Below are 16,114 nucleotides of genomic sequence, written 5' to 3' on the forward strand. Positions count from 1 at the left end.
TGAATAGTGGGTCAAAAGATCAATCCTAATGGTTTTCGTGTTGGGGTCATTCGTGATTGGACTGCAAAGTGGTACGCTGACAAGGACTTTGCTGATTACCTTAACGAAGACCTTCGGATCCGTAAGTATATTGAAAAGCGACTTGCTGATGCCTCTGTATCAACCGTTGAAATTGAACGTGCCGCTAACCGCGTAAACGTATCAATTCATACTGCCAAGCCAGGAATGGTAATTGGTAAAGGTGGTTCAGAAGTTGAAGCACTTCGTAAAGAACTTAATAAATTAACTGGCAAGCGTGTTCACATTAACATCGTTGAAATTAAGAAGCCAGATTTAGATGCTCACCTTGTTGGTGAAAGTATTGCACGTCAATTGGAAGCTCGTATTGCCTTCCGTCGTGCTATGCGTGGAGCTATGCAACGTGCTATGCGTGCCGGTGCTAAGGGTATCAAGACTCAAGTTGCTGGTCGTTTAAATGGTGCAGATATGTCACGGGTTGAATCATACTCTGATGGAACTGTTCCATTGCATACACTCCGTGCTGATATTGATTATTCTTGGGATGAAGCTAACACTACATATGGTGTTCTAGGTGTTAAGACTTGGATTTACCGTGGTGAAGTCCTTCCTACTAAGAAGAACTCAAACGATGATGAACAAGGAGGGAAGTAACACATGTTAGTACCAAAACGTGTAAAGCACCGTAAGGTTCAGCGTGGTCACATGCGCGGTGAAGCCAAGGGTGGTAAAACAGTTAATTTTGGTGAATTTGGTTTACAAGCTCTTGATTCACATTGGATTAGCAACCGTCAAATTGAAGCTGCTCGTATCGCTATGACGCGTTACATGAAGCGTGGTGGGAAAGTTTGGATTAAGATCTTCCCACAACTCTCATACACTAGTAAAGGTGTTGGGGTCCGGATGGGTAACGGTAAAGGTGCTCCTGAAGGATGGGTTGCTCCAGTTAAGCGTGGCAAGGTAATGTTTGAAGTGGGGGGCGTTTCTGAAGAAGTCGCTCGTGAAGCTTTACGTCTTGCCGGTCACAAGTTGCCAGTTCGCACTAAGATCGTACAACGTGAGGAAGTAGGTGGACAATCTAATGAAAAGTAAAGATTACGTACAAGAACTGAATGGATTAACCACTGATAAGCTACTTGACCGTGAAAAGGAACTGAAGGAACAATTGTTTAACTTACGTTTCCAATTAGCAACCGGCCAGTTGGAAAATACTGCAAGTCTTAAGCAAGTACGCAAGGACATTGCACGGGTTAAGACAGTTCTTCGTCAACAACAATTAAATAAATAAGAATACGAAAAGGAGGATTAGCGCATGAGTGAAGAACGTAATGCACGTAAGGTTTACCAAGGCCGCGTTGTTTCTGACAAAATGGATAAAACAATCACTGTTGTAATTGATACTTACAAGAGTGCACCTATCTATGGTAAGCGTGTTAAGTACTCAAAGAAGTATTACGCACACGATGAAAACAACGAAGCTAAGACCGGCGACACTGTACAAATTATGGAAACTCGGCCATTATCAGCTAAGAAGCGTTTCCGTCTTGTAAAGATTGTCGAAAAAGCTGCTACCCTTTAATTAGCAGTTAACTCTAAAAATATTCGTATTCTAATTCTTATTTGTAGATGGAAGGAGGACATTAACCGTGATTCAACAAGAAAGTCGGTTGAAGGTCGCTGATAACTCCGGTGCACGTGAAATCTTAGTTATCAAGATTTTAGGTGGTTCCCGAGTTAAGACAGGTAATATTGGTGACATCATTGTTGCTACTGTAAAACAGGCAACACCAGGTGGCGTTGTCAAAAAAGGTGACGTTGTTAAGGCCGTAGTTGTACGGACTAAGCATGGTATTCACCGTAAGGATGGTTCATACATTAAGTTTGATGAAAACGCCGCTGTTTTAATTAACAACGACAAGAGCCCTAAGGGTACCCGTATTTTTGGCCCAATCGCTCGTGAGCTTCGTGGAGACGACTTCATGAAGATCGTTTCATTAGCTCCAGAAGTTCTGTAAGATTTAACCGAAAATAAGGAGGTGCACAATCAACATGTTTATTAAAACTGGGGACAAAGTTCGCATTATCGCCGGTAAAGATAAAGGTAAGGAAGGTACAGTAAAAACTGTTCTTGCTGCTAAGAATCGTGTTATCGTTGAAGGCGTAAATATGGTTAAGAAACACCAAAAGCCAAGCAACTCAAATCCTAACGGTGGCGTTATTGACACTGAAGCAGCTATTGATGCTTCAAATGTAATGCTGATTGATCCTTCAACTAATGAACCAACTCGTGTAGGTTACAAGTTCGTTGATGGTAAGAAGGTTCGTGTTGCTAAGAAGTCAGGTAAAACACTTGATTAAATTTTAAGGAAAGGAGGAATAATTTCTAATGGAAAACCGTTTGAAAGCTAAATACGAAAATGAAATTCGTCCAGCATTGATTGAAAAGTTTAACTACTCTTCAGTTATGCAAGCACCAAAGATTGACAAGATCGTTTTGAACATGGGTGTTGGTGATGCTACTACCAACTCTAAGCATCTTGATGAAGCCGTTGAAGAACTCGGTTTGATTTCTGGTCAAAAGCCTTTAATTACTAAGGCTAAGAAATCAATTGCCGGTTTCCGTCTTCGTGAAGGTATGTCAATTGGTGCTAAGGTAACCTTACGTGGTGAACGTATGTATGATTTCTTAGACAAATTAGTTAACGTGGCATTACCACGTGTTCGTGACTTCCATGGTGTAAGTAACAAGGCATTTGATGGTCGTGGGAACTACACTCTTGGTATCCATGAACAATTAATTTTCCCTGAAATTGATTATGATAAAGTAAACCGGGTTCGTGGTTTAGATGTTGTTATTGTAACAACTGCACAAACTGATGAAGAATCACATGAATTACTTGCAAAACTCGGTATGCCGTTTGCTAAATAAAGGAGGTTCCACAAATTGGCTAAAAAATCAATGATTGCTAAGTGCAACCGTCCCGCTAAGTTCTCAAGTCGTGAATACACGCGTTGTGCACGTTGTGGACGTCCGCACTCAGTTTACCGTAAATTCCACCTATGCCGGATTTGCTTACGAGAACTTGCCCACAAAGGACAAATTCCTGGTTTGAAGAAGGCTAGCTGGTAAACAAAAACCGACAAAAGGAGGAAAACATCGATGTCTATGAGCGATCCAATTGCAGATTTCTTAACTCGTATTCGTAATGCTAATATGGCTCAACACGAATCAGTTGAAGCACCTGCATCAAAGATGAAGAAGGACATCGCTGAAATCTTAAAGAACGAAGGTTTCATTCGCGATGTTGAATATGTTGACGATAACAAGCAAGGCATCATCCGTGTGTTCTTGAAGTACGGTAAGGATGGTCAACGTGTTATTTCTGGTTTGAAGCGTATCTCCAAGCCTGGATTACGTACATACGTTAAGTCTGATGCTGTACCAAAGGTTCTTAATGGATTAGGTATTGCCATTATTTCAACATCTGAAGGTGTTGTAACTGACAAGGTTGCTCGCGCCAAGAAAATTGGTGGCGAAGTTATCGCCTACGTTTGGTAAAATTTTTTAATTAGATAGGAGGTGCAAGCATGAGTCGTATTGGTTACAAAGAAATTGATTTACCAAGTGGTGTAGAAATTTCTCAAGATGGTAATGTTGTTACTGTTAAAGGTCCTAAAGGTACTTTATCTCGTGAGATTTCACCATTAATCAAAATGACTGTTGATGGTAATGTTGTTAAGTTTGATCGTGATGCTGATACTAACAAATTAAAGATGTTACATGGAACTACACGTGCTAACGTTAATAACATGGTTGAAGGTGTTGTTAATGGCTACAAGAAGGTTCTAAAACTTGTCGGTGTTGGTTACCGTGCACAGTTCAAGGGAAATAAGTTAATTTTAACTGTTGGTTACTCAAACCCAGTTGAAATGGACAAGCCCGAAGATGTGGATATTAACGTTCCAGATAACACTACTATCGAATTAAGCTCAATTAACAAGGAACACCTTGGTAATTTTGCTGCAGAAGTTCGTGCCGTTCGTTCACCAGAACCATACAAAGGTAAGGGTATTCGTTACGAAAACGAACACATTATCCGTAAGGAAGGTAAGACTGGTAAGTAATTTTCGTAAATTATTTATCTATCTTTTAACTAAAATAAATAACATAATAAGAGGTGACTGTTGTGATTTCAAAACCAGACAAGAATAAAATCCGTCAACGTCGTCATTTGCGCGTTCGCGGTAAGATTTCTGGTACTGCGGAGCGCCCACGCTTAAGTGTTTACCGTTCAAACAAAAACATTTACGCTCAATTAATTGATGACGTAAAGGGTGTGACGCTCGCAAGTGCCTCCACAAATGATAGTGAAGTAAGTGGAAAGACTAAGACTGAACAAGCTAGTGGCGTTGGTGCTTTAATTGCTAAGCGCGCTAATGAAAAGAACATTACTAATGTTGTTTTTGACCGTGGTGGATACCTTTACCATGGACGTGTTCAAGCTTTAGCTGAAGCTGCTCGTGAAAATGGACTTAAATTCTAAAAAAGGAGGAATAACCTGCAATGGCATCATCAGAATTCATTGATCCAGCAAAGTTGGATTTGGACGATCAAGTTGTAGCCATCAACCGGATTACTAAGGTTGTAAAGGGTGGACGTCGTATGCGTTTTGCTGCTTTAGTAATTGTTGGAGACCGCAAGGGTCATGTTGGTTTCGGTACTGGTAAGGCTCAAGAAGTTCCTGAAGCTATTCGTAAAGCGCAAGCAGCTGCTGAAAAGAACTTGATTACTGTTCCAATCGTAGGAACTACTATTCCACACGAAGTTATTGGTGTATACGGCGGTGGAAAGATCATGTTAAAGCCAGCTGTTGAAGGTTCTGGAGTTGCAGCCGGTGGTGCGGTTCGTAACGTTATGGACCTTGCCGGTGTTGCTGATGTTACTTCAAAACGTCTCGGTTCTAATACCCCAGTAAATGTTGTACGTGCAACATTTGAAGGTTTGAAGCAATTAAAGAACGCTGAAGAAGTTGCAAAGTTACGTGGTGTATCAGTAGACCACTTAGCAGAATAAGGAGGGCACTAAATTATGGCTCAAGTAAAAGTTACCCTAATTCACAGTGTTGCCCACCGACAACCTACTCAACGCCGTACTGTTAAGGCTTTGGGCTTAGGTAAGATTAACAGCTCAGTTATCTTACCAGATAACGCGGCAACACGCGGTCAAATTTTCAAGATCGCTCACTTGGTTTCTGTTGAAGAAGTTAAGTAATTAAAACTAAATAATAAGGAGGTGCCTACCAAATGAAGTTAAACGAATTGAAGCCAGCTGCTGGTTCTCGTTCAAAGCGTCTTCGTAAGGGTCGTGGCCTTTCATCTGGTCATGGATTTACATCAGGACGTGGTACTAAGGGACAAAAGGCTCATGGAAAGACCCGTTTAGGATTTGAAGGGGGCCAAATGCCACTTTACCGGCAAATCCCAAAGCGCGGATTTACTAACATCAACCGTAAAGAATACGCAATTGTTAACTTAACCGCATTAAACAAGTTTGATGATGGTACTGAAGTTACACCACAATTGTTAGTAGAGAGTGGTTTAGTCAAGAACATGAAGAATGGCATTAAGGTTCTTGGTAGCGGTAAACTTGAAAAGAAGTTAACTGTTAAGGCTAATAAGTTTTCTGCTTCTGCGGTTTCTGCAATTGAAGCTGCCGGTGGTAAAACTGAGGTGATGTAGTTTGTTCACAGCCGTCAAAAATGCATTCAAAGTAAAAGATATCCGTAAAAAGATTTTCTTTACATTGTTTGTATTGATTGTCTATCGGATTGGGGCAGCGATTACCGTTCCTGGAGTTAACGCTGCTGCTTTGCAGGAAATCTCCTCAACCGGTTTAGCATCGATCCTCAATACCTTTAGTGGTGGTGGACTGGAGAACTATTCATTGTTTGCAATGGGTGTTTCTCCATATATTACTGCTCAAATTGTTGTTCAACTATTACAGATGGATATTGTTCCGCGTTTTGTTGAATGGAGTAAACAAGGGGAAGTCGGACGGCGAAAACTTAATCAAGCAACCCGATGGTTAACGATTGTACTTGGCTTTATCCAGTCGATTGGTATTACCGCCGGGTTTAATGCATTAAGTACTATTCGTTTAGTTAATCACCCAGGTGTTCAGACATATCTAACAATCGGACTGATTTTAACTGCAGGTACAATGTTTGCTACCTGGATGGGGGACATGATTACCGAACGTGGTTTAGGTAATGGTGTTTCTATGTTAATTTTTGCTGGTATTGTTGCACAGATGCCTGGTGGTATTCGCCAGTTATGGGATGATCAAATTGCAGGTGAATCTGGTTCAGCTTTGTGGATTGGTATTGGCTTTGTAGCTTTAGTTATTGTTGCTATTTTAATTATTGTAGCTTTTGTTACATGGGTACAACAAGCTGAGCGTCGTTTGCCAATTCAATATACAAGAAGAACTACTACTTCTCCTTCAAGCAGTTATCTTCCCCTAAAGATTAACGTATCGGGTGTTATTCCCGTTATTTTTGCCGGTTCGTTTATATCAACGCCTCAAACAATTTTGATGGCTTTCCAGCAAAATCATGGTGGGGATAGTTGGTATCAAATCATGACGACCATTTTTAACATGCAATCTGGTCCTGGGATCGCACTGTATGTATTTTTGATTGTTGTATTTACCTTTTTCTATGCCTTTGTTCAGGTTAACCCAGAGAAACTTGCTGAAAACCTACAGAAGCAAGGAAGTTATATTTCTGGTGTTCGTCCCGGAAAAGGTACACAAGATTATATTTCTTCATTGTTAATGCGGTTAAGTACAGTTGGTTCACTATTCTTAGGGTTAATTTCTCTAATTCCGTTAATTGCAAGTAATGTATGGAACCTAAGTCAATCAATTGGTTTAGGTGGTACAAGTTTGCTGATTATCGTACAAATTGCTTTAGATGTTGTTCGACAATTAAATGGACTAACAATGAAGCGTGAATATATTGGATTTATTCGTGAACCAAAAGGAGGAAATAACTAATGAGTATGAACCTTGTATTAATGGGTCTTCCTGGTGCCGGTAAAGGTACACAGGCTCAAAAAATCGTAGAAGACTTTTCAATTCCACATATTTCTACTGGAGATATTTTCCGAGCTGCTATGAAGAATAAAACTCCAATGGGAATTGAAGCAAAGAAGTATATTGATAAAGGTGAACTTGTTCCAGATGAAGTTACCAATGGTATCGTGAAAGAACGGTTAGCTCAAGATGATACTAAAGATGGCTTTATGCTCGATGGTTTCCCTCGTAATCTAAACCAAGCTGATGCATTGGATAAGATGCTAGCAGAGAGTGGTCGGCATCTTGATGCTGTGATCAATATTCACGTCGAGCCGGACGTATTGGTAGAACGTTTAAGTGGACGTTTTATTTGCCGCAATTGTGGAGCTACTTATCATAAGATATACAATGCTCCTAAGGTTGAAGGTACATGTGACGTTTGTGGTCACCATGAATTTTATCAACGTGATGATGATAAGCCTGAAACGGTTAAAAATCGTCTAGATGTTAATATTAAGTTGAACACACCACTGGTAGACTATTACCAAAAGCAAGGTGTTTTGCACGAAATTAATGGTGAACAAGATATCGATAAAGTTTACGATGATATCAAGAAAGTATTAACTAACCTTAACTAGATAATAGTTATATCTTGCGAAGTTTATAAAGTTATGCTAAACTATGCAAGGTTTATCTATCTGAATAGTGGGAAGTATTGTACTTTCCACCATTTTTACGTAATATCTAGATTAGGTAAGGAGGTACTATTTCGTGGCAAAAGCCGATGTGATAGAAGTTGAAGGTAAGGTTACTGAAACTTTACCTAATGCAATGTTTAAAGTTGAATTGGAAAATGGTGCAGAGATTTTAGCCCACGTTTCTGGAAAAATACGGATGCATTATATCAAGATTTTACCAGGTGACCGTGTAAAGGTTGAAATGTCTCCATATGATCTTACAAAAGGTCGTATTACTTTCCGGTTCAAGTAGTTATTGATCAATTACTCTCTAGGAGGATTTATATAATGAAAGTAAGACCATCTGTTAAAAAGATGTGTGAGCACTGCAAGATTGTTAAGCGTAATGGTCGCGTAATGGTTATTTGCTCTGCTAACCCAAAGCATAAGCAACGTCAAGGTAAGTAATTTATTATTTAAAGAAATGGAGGTGTAGCCCATGGCTCGTATTGCAGGTGTCGATTTACCTCGTGACAAGCGAATCGTAATCGGCTTAACATATATTTTCGGTATTGGTGATTCTACCGCTAAGAAGATTCTTGAAAACGCTGGTGTATCAGAAGATATTCGTGTACGCGATTTAACTCCTGATCAAGAAGAAAAGATTCGTGCACAAGTTGACCAGATCCAAGTAGAAGGTGACTTGCGTCGTGAAGTTTCAATGAATATTAAGCGACTTCAAGAAATTGGTTCATACCGTGGTATGCGTCATCGTCGTGGTTTACCTGTTCGTGGTCAACATACCAAGAACAATGCTCGTACACGGAAGGGTAAAGCCGTTGCGATCGCTAACAAGAAGAAGTAATTTTACTTTAATAAAAAAGGAGGTTAGTACTAGATATGGCAACCAAAAAAGGTACGCGTAAGCGTCGTGCAAAAAAGAATGTTGAAACTGGTGTTGCGCACATTCACTCAACATTTAATAACACTTTAATTATGATTACCGATGTTCAAGGTAATGCTGTAGCATGGTCATCAGCCGGTGTATTAGGCTTTAAAGGTAGTCGGAAGTCTACTCCATTTGCCGCACAAATGGCTTCAGAAGCTGCTGCTAAGCAAGCTATGGAACACGGTATGAAGACTGTTGAAGTAGAAGTTAAGGGTCCAGGTTCAGGTCGTGAAGCTGCTATTCGTGCACTTCAAGCAACTGGGTTGGAAGTTACTGCTATTCGTGATGTAACACCTGTTCCTCACAATGGTTCTCGTCCTCCAAAGCGTCGTCGTGTTTAATTGACATTGCTGGAGACAATTATTTCCATCAATTGCCTTTTCGTCTCAAATACGAACCACGTTTTGAAAGGGGTACAAGGATAGAATGATCGAATTTGAAAAGCCAAATATTCACAAAGTTGAAGAGACAGATAACTATGGCAAATTTGTCGTAGAACCACTTGAGCGCGGTTATGGAACCACTCTCGGTAACTCGTTAAGACGTGTATTAATTGCATCATTACCAGGTGCAGCAATTACGAGTATGCAAATTGATGGTGTTTTACATGAATTTAGCACTGTTGAAGGTGTAACTGAGGATGTTACGCAGATTATCTTGAATCTAAAAAAAGTTTCCTTAAAGATTGATTCTGAGGATCAAAAGGATCTTGAATTAGATGTTAAGGGACCTGCTGAAGTAACTGCAAGTGATATCCAGGGTGATAATGAAGTTACAATTTTAAATCCTGATCTGCATATTGCAACTGTTGCTGATGGCGCAGAATTACACATCAAGTTAACTGCTGATAAGGGTCGCGGTTACCTTTCTGCTAACGATAATAAGGCCCGGATGGATGATCTTGCGATTGGTGTTTTGCCAATTGATTCCATCTATACCCCAATCGAACGTGTAAATTACACTGTTGAAAATGCACGGGTTGGTCAACGTAACGACTATGATAAGTTAACGTTGGATGTTTGGACTGATGGTTCATTGACACCAACTGAAGCAGTTAGTCTAGGTGCAAAGATTTTGACTGAACACTTAGCTATGTTTGTTGATTTGACTGAAACAGCTCAAAATGCTCAAGTAATGGTTGAAAAGGAAGAAACACATAAAGAAAAAATGCTCGAAATGACAATTGAAGAGCTGGATCTTTCTGTTCGTTCTTACAACTGTTTGAAGAGAGCAGGCATCAATACTGTTAAAGAATTAACTGATAGAACAGTGTCTGACATGATGAAAGTTCGGAACTTAGGACAAAAGTCGTTAGAAGAAATTAAACTTAAGTTAAATGATCTTGGTGTTTCATTCCGCCAAGATGATTAATTAATATACCAAACGCAAAGGAGGGAACCACTTTATGAGTTACCGTAAATTAGGACGTACAAGTTCACAACGTAAGGCTTTATTACGTGATTTAACAACAGATTTAATCGTTAATGGTCGCATTACGACTACTGAGGCACGTGCCAAGGAAGTTCGTAAGACTGCTGATAAGATGATCACACTTGCTAAGCATGGTGATTTAGCATCTCGTCGTAAAGCAGCTGCATTTATTCGCAATGTTGTTGCTGATGTTAAAGAAGATGGCGACAACATTCGTGTACAATCAGCTCTTCAAAACCTTTTTGAAGAACTTGCTCCAAAGTATGCAGATCGTAACGGTGGTTACACACGCATCTTAAAGACCATGCCTCGTCGTGGTGATGGTGCACCAATGGTTATTCTTGAATTAGTAGACTAATTAATTTGTTTATACTAATTTTAAATACGTAATAAAGAATCACTATCATTGATAGTATAGAGTGTTATGATGGTGGGGTTATCCCCTAGTCTAGCTTGAATGCGGGAAACCCTCGCGCACTTCAATGGTAAGTGATTTTTTATTTTAAATTATTTTTTTATAGATAATTTTACTGACTTTGCTAAAATATACTTAACTGATTATCTAAAAAGCGAGGAACTACTGTGGCTGGGATTAAGGTACGAAATATTACATTCAAATATCCGGATAGTAAGGCACCTGTTTTAAAAAATATTAGTTTTAATGTTGAGCCAGCATCTTGGACTGCAATTATTGGTCATAATGGTAGTGGTAAAAGTACCCTTGCTCGTCTAATTGATGGGTTACTTATTCCTACTGCAGGGTCTATTGAAATTGATGGAATTCGTGTATCTGAAGCAACATTGGGAATAATTCATCAACAAATTGGCTTTGTATTTCAAAACCCAGAAAATCAATTTGTGGGGGCAACAGTAGCTGATGATGTAGCGTTTGGCTTAGAAAATCGACAAGTTCTGCCAGAAAAAATGGAGAAAAAAATAAACGATGCTTTAGAAATGGTGGGAATGCTTAAATATAAAGACGTAGAGCCAATCAATCTTTCAGGTGGTCAAAAGCAACGTGTTGCGCTTGCGGGGATTTTAGCTTTGATGCCGAAGATAATAATCCTTGATGAAGCAACTAGTATGTTGGATCCGTTAGCACGCAAAGAAATTCTTACCCTCCTTAAAAGGTTAAGAGATGAACAAGGTATTTCAATTATCTCTATCACTCATGACCTCGATGAAATTGAATTAGCAGATAATATTATTGTGATAAACGATGCCCAGATCGTAAAGCAGGGGGCAGCGGCTGATGTTCTTAAAAATGAAAAATTATTAACTGAAATCGGTGTAGGCATTCCAGTTAGTCAACGATTACAATTATTATTGGCTACACGAGGAATTAATCTTCCTAACAGATATTTAAATTTAGAGGAGTTAAAAAATTGGTTAAGTCAGCAGTTACAGTAACAAATCTTCACTATACATATCCAAATACAACGACGGAGGCCCTAGCTGGGGTTTCACTCACAATTCAAGAGCAGGATTTTGTTGCAATTGTTGGTCAAACCGGTAGCGGGAAATCTACACTAGTATCTTTAATTGATGGCTTAATTCAGCCAGATAGTGGACAGCTTAATATCGCAGGAATGACTATTGACGCTACTGCTAAGGCAAGTCAATTAAGCAAAATACATCATCATGTTGGTTTTGTTTTTCAATTTCCAGAGCAACAGCTTTTTGCAGAAACTGTTGCTGAAGATATTGCTTTTGGTCCGCATAATTTAGGCTGGTCTGAAGAAAAAATACAAGTGGCAATAGATCGGGCGTTAATGATGGTTGGTCTACCTTTAGAGTTGAAGTCACGGTCACCGTTTGCTCTTTCCGGTGGTCAAATGAGGAGAGTAGCTATTGCCGGTGTATTGGCAATGAAACCAAGTATTTTAATCCTTGATGAACCAACTGCTGGATTAGATACCCAAGCAACAAATGAGTTACTTACACTCATAAAAAAGCTTAACGATAATGGAACGACTATCATAATGGTGACCCACCAAATGGAGCAAGTAGCTAGTTATGCTAATCGTGTAATTGCAATGAATAAAGGGACAATTATTGCTGACACAACTCCGCAACAGCTGTTTAGTCACCCAGATGATTTAATAAACCTATCGTTAACATTACCGGTATCTGTGGAAATTGCTCAATTCCTTAATAATAAAGGAGCAAAATTAACAAATACAGAACCATTGTCGTTAGAGGAATTAGCAGATGAAATTGTTAAAGTAATGGGGAGAAAACGATGACTAATAAAATTGTTTTTGGAAGTTATGTACCAGTAAAATCAATTCTTCACCGCCTTGATCCTCGAATCAAACTGATAATGTGCATTGCTTTTGTCATTCTGATCTTTTTTGTTAATAGTTGGTTAACAGGATTATGGCTTTTTTTAGCTCTTTTGCTAGCTATTAAATTAAGTAATGTTGCCGTTAAACAGTATTGGCAAGGGATAAAGCCACTTTTTTTAATAATCTTGATTACAGTTGCATTTCAGATTTTATTTAGTAGTGGTGGAAAAACATATTGGCACTGGGGGATTATGGCAATTACTTATGATGGATTAATTAATTCGTTAATTATCTTTTATCGTTTTATTGTTATTATTACGGCATCAACGGTTCTTACTGCAACAACCCCTACGTTTCAAATTGCCGATGCTTTAGCGTGGATTATGAAGCCTCTCAAAATAATTAAAGTCCCAGTGAATCAGATTACTTTAATGCTCTCAATAGCGTTGCGCTTTGTTCCAACTATTATGGATGAGACTAGTAAGATTATGAAGGCACAGCGAGCACGGGGTATGAATTTTAATGATGGTAATATTTTGACTCGTATTAAGCATCTTGTTCCAATTCTTATTCCGCTTTTTGTTAACTCATTTAAGCGGGCAGAAGAACTAGCAACAGCCATGGAAGCGCGTGGATATGATCCTAATGCTGTGCGAACTCATTATCGGCAACTAACATGGCACTCACGTGATGCCTGGGCTGGGCTTGGATTGATTATTGTTGTAATCGGACTGTTTAGTATACGTATATTTTTTTGATAAGGAAGTAAATAATGTATCGTTATAAAATAACTTTTGCTTACGATGGGACTAATTTTTCTGGTTTTCAAATTCAACCGAATAAGCGGACTGTGGAGCAAACATTAAAGAATGCAGTGAATAAGATTGCTAAGCATCCTAACCCGGCAATTTCAGTGATTGGATCTGGACGAACTGATGCTGGAGTTCACGCAGTCAATCAAGTTGCACACTTTGATATTCCATACCACTTAAGTAATGAATCGATGCGTAAAGCATTAAATAGCATTTTGCCGTTAGATATTCTAATTAAGAAGACAGAACTAGTTAATAATGATTTTCATGCTCGGTACAGTGTCCACCGTAAAACCTATCGTTATCGCGTGGATCAAGGGGAGTTTGTTAATCCCTTTAAGCGTAATTATACGGCCCATTTTAAGCAACCGGTCGATTTAGATAAAATGCGTCAAGCTGCAAAGGGCTTAATTGGAACCCATGATTTTACCAGCTTTGTTGCGTCAGGAAGTCAAGCTAAGAGCAATGTTCGAACGATTGAAAATATTACAATTATTCGTGATGAGTTAAGAAATGAAGTTGTGTTTGACTTTACTGGTAATGGTTTCTTATATAATCAAGTTCGAATCATGGTAGCCTTTTTATTAGAAATTGGTGCTGGACAGCGCCCAATTGATGATGTAGAGCGTGTTTTAGCCGCTAAAGATCGGACACAAGCGAGAATGACTGCTCCAGCAAGTGGATTATATTTAATTAATGTTGATTACGGAACAAATGATGAAAAGGATTGACGTAGGAGCTAGAAGAAGGTATACTAGCCATTGGTATTTCTTTTCCATCTAATAACTCGGTACACTATTATATGTAAAAGAAAAACAAAATTGGAGGACTTAATCGTGAGAACGACATACATCGCAAAACCTGGTGAAGTTGATCGCAAGTGGTACGTTGTCGATGCTAAGGATGTCCCAATGGGTCGTTTAGCATCAGCAGTCGCATCAATTTTGCGTGGTAAGAACAAACCAACATTTACTCCACACGTTGATACTGGTGATTACGTTATCGTTATCAACGCTGCGCAAGTTAAGTTAACTGGTAAGAAGGCATCTCAAAAGATGTACTACCGTCACTCAAACTACCCTGGTGGTTTGAAGCAACGGACTGCTGGTGACTTCCGTGCAAAGGAACCAGAAAAGTTATTGGAAACTGCTATTAAGGGTATGCTTCCACATAACTCTCTTGGTCACAAGCAAGGTTTGAAGTTACATGTTTATGCTGGTGAAGACCACAAGCATGCTGCACAAAACCCAGAAGTTTTAGATATTACTAACTTAATCTAAGGAGGGAATGGAATTGGCTCAACAAGTACAATACAGTGGTACTGGTCGGCGTAAAGATGCAACCGCACGTGTTCGCTTAGTACCAGGTTCAGGTAAGATTACGATGAACGGCAAGGCAATTGAAGACTACATTCCATTTGCCAACTTACGTGCTATCGTTAACCAACCATTTGGTGTTACTAAGACAGAAGGTCAATACGATGTTTTAGCTAACGTTAATGGTGGTGGATTCTCTGGTCAAGCAGGTGCAGTTCGTCACGGTATCGCCCGTGCACTTCTCGCTGTTGATCCAGACTTCCGTGACGCTTTAAAGAAGGCTGGCCTCTTAACTCGTGACCCTCGTATGAAGGAACGTCGTAAGCCAGGTCTTAAGAAAGCTCGTAAGGCTGCTCAATTCAGTAAGCGTTAATATTTTCGATTATCGCTTCCAAAAGAAGTTGGATTTTTATCTGACTTCTTTTTTTTATTTAGTGCTTAAAACCTGATTGAATACGTACGTGAGGGAAGCATACGAAACAAACATCAATTATGTGAGCAATAATAAAAGCCTCTCTTGTTTTTAAAATATAGTTAGCGTAAGGTATAATTACAAATTTGTTTTTGACGTTACGTATTATAATGTTTATTTCTTTTTTATGTAGCTTAAAAGATTTATAATGTAATCGTTATAAGTATTTGTACATATTGAGGAGGTTAAATTATGGCTAAAAAAGTTGCGCTAGTTACTGGTGGTAGTCAAGGAATTGGGAAAGCAATTGCAGAACGATTAGTTAATGATGGCTTTGCTGTTGCTTTAGTAGCCTTAGAAAAGGATAAATTACAAGCAACTGCTAACGAACTTGAAGAAAAGGGTGGCGAAGTGCTACCACTCGTTGCGGATGTTTCTGATCGTGATGCTATATTTACTGCAGTTGAAAAGACAGTTGATCATTTTGGTGATTTTAATGTGATTGTTAATAATGCAGGCCTTGGTCCAACTACGCCAATTGACACAATTACGCCAGAACAATTTAACAAGGTTTATGGTGTAAATGTTGGCGGTGTTCTTTGGGGAATTCAAGCAGCCCATCAAGCATTTAAAAAATTAGGTCATGGTGGAAAAATCATTAATGCTACTTCACAAGCAGGGGTGGTTGGTAATCCAAACCTTGCTCTTTATTCCGGCACTAAGTTTGCTATTCGGGGAATTACTCAAGTGGCTGCCCGTGATCTAGCTGATGAAGGGATTACTGTTAATGCTTATGCTCCAGGAATTGTTAAGACACCAATGATGTTTGATATTGCTCATCAAGTGGGTAAGAATGCTGGTAAGAGTGATGAATGGGGAATGCAGACATTTGCTAAGAATATTGCTTTGAAGCGTCTTTCTGAACCGGAAGATGTTGCTAATGTTGTTGGCTTTTTGGCTGGTCCTGATTCAAACTATGTTACTGGACAAACGATTATTGTTGATGGTGGAATGCAATTTCATTAAAATTACGACCTGTTAGGTGAAAAAGGATCATGACAACAATCTGTCACGGTCCTTTTTTAACTTCTTCTAAAAATATTGCGATAAATTAACCCAAATTGAATGGATTT

The 16,114-nt window shown here is 39.1% G+C and carries 29 protein-coding genes; all 29 read left to right on the forward strand.

Annotation, left to right across the window (positions count from 1 at the left end; all coding sequences use genetic code 11):
• The first annotated feature begins 6 nt into the window (after positions 1-6).
• The 29 genes from rpsC to H5S39_RS07655 all read left to right on the forward strand — a co-directional run bounded on the left by rpsC (position 7) and on the right by H5S39_RS07655 (position 16,007).
• Positions 7-672, forward strand: a complete 666-nt coding sequence (gene rpsC, locus H5S39_RS07515) for a 30S ribosomal protein S3 (protein WP_182596558.1) — start codon at positions 7-9, stop codon at positions 670-672.
• A 3-nt stretch (positions 673-675) separates the two neighbouring features.
• The gene (rplP, locus tag H5S39_RS07520) at positions 676-1,110 is read left to right on the forward strand and encodes a 50S ribosomal protein L16 (RefSeq protein ID WP_007124134.1); all 435 of its coding nucleotides are present in this window, start codon (positions 676-678) and stop codon (positions 1,108-1,110) included.
• Positions 1,100-1,306, forward strand: coding sequence for a 50S ribosomal protein L29 (gene rpmC, locus H5S39_RS07525; protein ID WP_057805829.1), 207 nt, complete (start codon positions 1,100-1,102; stop codon positions 1,304-1,306). The genes rplP and rpmC overlap by 11 nt, the downstream gene beginning before the upstream one ends.
• Positions 1,307-1,330: 24 nt before the next feature.
• Positions 1,331-1,597 (forward strand): 30S ribosomal protein S17, encoded by a 267-nt coding sequence (gene rpsQ / locus H5S39_RS07530; protein WP_003716661.1) that lies wholly within the window; start codon positions 1,331-1,333, stop codon positions 1,595-1,597.
• A 67-nt stretch (positions 1,598-1,664) separates the two neighbouring features.
• Complete coding sequence (gene rplN, locus H5S39_RS07535; protein WP_003664550.1) at positions 1,665-2,033, forward strand: 50S ribosomal protein L14; 369 nt, start codon at positions 1,665-1,667, stop codon at positions 2,031-2,033.
• Positions 2,034-2,067: 34 nt separating this feature from the next.
• Entirely contained in the window at positions 2,068-2,376 is a 309-nt protein-coding gene (gene rplX, locus H5S39_RS07540; RefSeq protein ID WP_182596557.1) for a 50S ribosomal protein L24, read from the forward strand.
• Between the two features lie 28 nt (positions 2,377-2,404).
• On the forward strand, positions 2,405-2,947 hold the full coding sequence (gene rplE, locus H5S39_RS07545; protein ID WP_182596556.1) for a 50S ribosomal protein L5: 543 nt from the start codon (positions 2,405-2,407) through the stop codon (positions 2,945-2,947).
• Positions 2,948-2,962: 15 nt separating this feature from the next.
• Positions 2,963-3,148, forward strand: coding sequence for a type Z 30S ribosomal protein S14 (locus H5S39_RS07550; protein ID WP_003664547.1), 186 nt, complete (start codon positions 2,963-2,965; stop codon positions 3,146-3,148).
• A 30-nt stretch (positions 3,149-3,178) separates the two neighbouring features.
• Positions 3,179-3,577: a 30S ribosomal protein S8 gene (rpsH, locus tag H5S39_RS07555; RefSeq protein ID WP_182596555.1), complete on the forward strand. Its 399-nt coding sequence runs from the start codon at positions 3,179-3,181 to the stop codon at positions 3,575-3,577.
• A gap of 29 nt (positions 3,578-3,606) precedes the next feature.
• Positions 3,607-4,143, forward strand: coding sequence for a 50S ribosomal protein L6 (gene rplF / locus H5S39_RS07560; RefSeq protein WP_182596554.1), 537 nt, complete (start codon positions 3,607-3,609; stop codon positions 4,141-4,143).
• Positions 4,144-4,205: 62 nt separating this feature from the next.
• The gene (rplR, locus tag H5S39_RS07565) at positions 4,206-4,562 is read left to right on the forward strand and encodes a 50S ribosomal protein L18 (protein WP_182596553.1); all 357 of its coding nucleotides are present in this window, start codon (positions 4,206-4,208) and stop codon (positions 4,560-4,562) included.
• 20 nt (positions 4,563-4,582) lie between these two features.
• Positions 4,583-5,092, forward strand: coding sequence for a 30S ribosomal protein S5 (rpsE, locus tag H5S39_RS07570; protein WP_003664542.1), 510 nt, complete (start codon positions 4,583-4,585; stop codon positions 5,090-5,092).
• 15 nt (positions 5,093-5,107) lie between these two features.
• A complete protein-coding gene (rpmD, locus tag H5S39_RS07575; protein WP_003664541.1) occupies positions 5,108-5,290 on the forward strand; it encodes a 50S ribosomal protein L30 in 183 nt (60 codons plus the stop codon).
• Between the two features lie 32 nt (positions 5,291-5,322).
• Positions 5,323-5,757 carry a 50S ribosomal protein L15 gene (gene rplO, locus H5S39_RS07580; RefSeq protein WP_182596552.1) on the forward strand — a complete coding sequence of 145 codons (435 nt, stop codon included), beginning with the start codon at positions 5,323-5,325 and terminating at the stop codon, positions 5,755-5,757.
• A gap of 1 nt (position 5,758) precedes the next feature.
• Positions 5,759-7,075 (forward strand): preprotein translocase subunit SecY, encoded by a 1,317-nt coding sequence (secY, locus tag H5S39_RS07585; protein WP_182596551.1) that lies wholly within the window; start codon positions 5,759-5,761, stop codon positions 7,073-7,075.
• The gene (locus tag H5S39_RS07590; protein ID WP_182596550.1) at positions 7,075-7,734 is read left to right on the forward strand and encodes an adenylate kinase; all 660 of its coding nucleotides are present in this window, start codon (positions 7,075-7,077) and stop codon (positions 7,732-7,734) included. The genes secY and H5S39_RS07590 overlap by 1 nt, the downstream gene beginning before the upstream one ends.
• A gap of 133 nt (positions 7,735-7,867) precedes the next feature.
• Entirely contained in the window at positions 7,868-8,086 is a 219-nt protein-coding gene (gene infA / locus H5S39_RS07595; RefSeq protein WP_003664537.1) for a translation initiation factor IF-1, read from the forward strand.
• Between the two features lie 35 nt (positions 8,087-8,121).
• Complete coding sequence (gene rpmJ, locus H5S39_RS07600; protein WP_003664535.1) at positions 8,122-8,241, forward strand: 50S ribosomal protein L36; 120 nt, start codon at positions 8,122-8,124, stop codon at positions 8,239-8,241.
• Between the two features lie 31 nt (positions 8,242-8,272).
• The gene (rpsM, locus tag H5S39_RS07605; protein WP_003668778.1) at positions 8,273-8,638 is read left to right on the forward strand and encodes a 30S ribosomal protein S13; all 366 of its coding nucleotides are present in this window, start codon (positions 8,273-8,275) and stop codon (positions 8,636-8,638) included.
• 35 nt (positions 8,639-8,673) lie between these two features.
• Positions 8,674-9,063: a 30S ribosomal protein S11 gene (gene rpsK, locus H5S39_RS07610; RefSeq protein ID WP_003664532.1), complete on the forward strand. Its 390-nt coding sequence runs from the start codon at positions 8,674-8,676 to the stop codon at positions 9,061-9,063.
• A gap of 85 nt (positions 9,064-9,148) precedes the next feature.
• Entirely contained in the window at positions 9,149-10,093 is a 945-nt protein-coding gene (locus tag H5S39_RS07615) for a DNA-directed RNA polymerase subunit alpha (protein ID WP_153930157.1), read from the forward strand.
• A 34-nt stretch (positions 10,094-10,127) separates the two neighbouring features.
• On the forward strand, positions 10,128-10,511 hold the full coding sequence (rplQ, locus tag H5S39_RS07620; protein WP_182596549.1) for a 50S ribosomal protein L17: 384 nt from the start codon (positions 10,128-10,130) through the stop codon (positions 10,509-10,511).
• A gap of 224 nt (positions 10,512-10,735) precedes the next feature.
• Positions 10,736-11,563 carry an energy-coupling factor transporter ATPase gene (locus H5S39_RS07625; protein WP_182596548.1) on the forward strand — a complete coding sequence of 276 codons (828 nt, stop codon included), beginning with the start codon at positions 10,736-10,738 and terminating at the stop codon, positions 11,561-11,563.
• A complete protein-coding gene (locus H5S39_RS07630) occupies positions 11,539-12,399 on the forward strand; it encodes an energy-coupling factor transporter ATPase (protein WP_182596547.1) in 861 nt (286 codons plus the stop codon). The genes H5S39_RS07625 and H5S39_RS07630 overlap by 25 nt, the downstream gene beginning before the upstream one ends.
• The gene (locus H5S39_RS07635; protein WP_182596546.1) at positions 12,396-13,199 is read left to right on the forward strand and encodes an energy-coupling factor transporter transmembrane component T family protein; all 804 of its coding nucleotides are present in this window, start codon (positions 12,396-12,398) and stop codon (positions 13,197-13,199) included. The genes H5S39_RS07630 and H5S39_RS07635 overlap by 4 nt, the downstream gene beginning before the upstream one ends.
• A gap of 14 nt (positions 13,200-13,213) precedes the next feature.
• Positions 13,214-13,984, forward strand: a complete 771-nt coding sequence (gene truA, locus H5S39_RS07640; RefSeq protein ID WP_182596545.1) for a tRNA pseudouridine(38-40) synthase TruA — start codon at positions 13,214-13,216, stop codon at positions 13,982-13,984.
• Between the two features lie 105 nt (positions 13,985-14,089).
• Positions 14,090-14,533, forward strand: a complete 444-nt coding sequence (gene rplM / locus H5S39_RS07645; protein WP_163704323.1) for a 50S ribosomal protein L13 — start codon at positions 14,090-14,092, stop codon at positions 14,531-14,533.
• 7 nt (positions 14,534-14,540) lie between these two features.
• On the forward strand, positions 14,541-14,942 hold the full coding sequence (rpsI, locus tag H5S39_RS07650) for a 30S ribosomal protein S9 (protein WP_153709939.1): 402 nt from the start codon (positions 14,541-14,543) through the stop codon (positions 14,940-14,942).
• 291 nt (positions 14,943-15,233) lie between these two features.
• Positions 15,234-16,007: a (S)-acetoin forming diacetyl reductase gene (locus tag H5S39_RS07655; protein ID WP_182596544.1), complete on the forward strand. Its 774-nt coding sequence runs from the start codon at positions 15,234-15,236 to the stop codon at positions 16,005-16,007.
• The last annotated feature ends 107 nt before the right edge of the window (positions 16,008-16,114 follow it).

Origin of the sequence: Limosilactobacillus rudii, from assembly GCF_014145455.1 — a bacterium.
GTDB classification, from domain to species: domain Bacteria; phylum Bacillota; class Bacilli; order Lactobacillales; family Lactobacillaceae; genus Limosilactobacillus; species Limosilactobacillus rudii.

Coding starts and splice junctions, on each gene's coding strand:
- rplP (WP_007124134.1), top strand. CDS start 676: ATGTTAGTACCAAAACGTGTAAAGCACCGTAAGGTTCAGCGTGGTCAC.
- rpmC (WP_057805829.1), top strand. CDS start 1,100: ATGAAAAGTAAAGATTACGTACAAGAACTGAATGGATTAACCACTGAT.
- rpsQ (WP_003716661.1), top strand. CDS start 1,331: ATGAGTGAAGAACGTAATGCACGTAAGGTTTACCAAGGCCGCGTTGTT.
- rplX (WP_182596557.1), top strand. CDS start 2,068: ATGTTTATTAAAACTGGGGACAAAGTTCGCATTATCGCCGGTAAAGAT.
- rplE (WP_182596556.1), top strand. CDS start 2,405: ATGGAAAACCGTTTGAAAGCTAAATACGAAAATGAAATTCGTCCAGCA.
- rpsH (WP_182596555.1), top strand. CDS start 3,179: ATGTCTATGAGCGATCCAATTGCAGATTTCTTAACTCGTATTCGTAAT.
- rplF (WP_182596554.1), top strand. CDS start 3,607: ATGAGTCGTATTGGTTACAAAGAAATTGATTTACCAAGTGGTGTAGAA.
- rpsE (WP_003664542.1), top strand. CDS start 4,583: ATGGCATCATCAGAATTCATTGATCCAGCAAAGTTGGATTTGGACGAT.
- rpmD (WP_003664541.1), top strand. CDS start 5,108: ATGGCTCAAGTAAAAGTTACCCTAATTCACAGTGTTGCCCACCGACAA.
- rplO (WP_182596552.1), top strand. CDS start 5,323: ATGAAGTTAAACGAATTGAAGCCAGCTGCTGGTTCTCGTTCAAAGCGT.
- H5S39_RS07590 (WP_182596550.1), top strand. CDS start 7,075: ATGAGTATGAACCTTGTATTAATGGGTCTTCCTGGTGCCGGTAAAGGT.
- rpmJ (WP_003664535.1), top strand. CDS start 8,122: ATGAAAGTAAGACCATCTGTTAAAAAGATGTGTGAGCACTGCAAGATT.
- rpsM (WP_003668778.1), top strand. CDS start 8,273: ATGGCTCGTATTGCAGGTGTCGATTTACCTCGTGACAAGCGAATCGTA.
- rpsK (WP_003664532.1), top strand. CDS start 8,674: ATGGCAACCAAAAAAGGTACGCGTAAGCGTCGTGCAAAAAAGAATGTT.
- H5S39_RS07615 (WP_153930157.1), top strand. CDS start 9,149: ATGATCGAATTTGAAAAGCCAAATATTCACAAAGTTGAAGAGACAGAT.
- rplQ (WP_182596549.1), top strand. CDS start 10,128: ATGAGTTACCGTAAATTAGGACGTACAAGTTCACAACGTAAGGCTTTA.
- H5S39_RS07635 (WP_182596546.1), top strand. CDS start 12,396: ATGACTAATAAAATTGTTTTTGGAAGTTATGTACCAGTAAAATCAATT.
- truA (WP_182596545.1), top strand. CDS start 13,214: ATGTATCGTTATAAAATAACTTTTGCTTACGATGGGACTAATTTTTCT.
- rpsI (WP_153709939.1), top strand. CDS start 14,541: ATGGAATTGGCTCAACAAGTACAATACAGTGGTACTGGTCGGCGTAAA.
- H5S39_RS07655 (WP_182596544.1), top strand. CDS start 15,234: ATGGCTAAAAAAGTTGCGCTAGTTACTGGTGGTAGTCAAGGAATTGGG.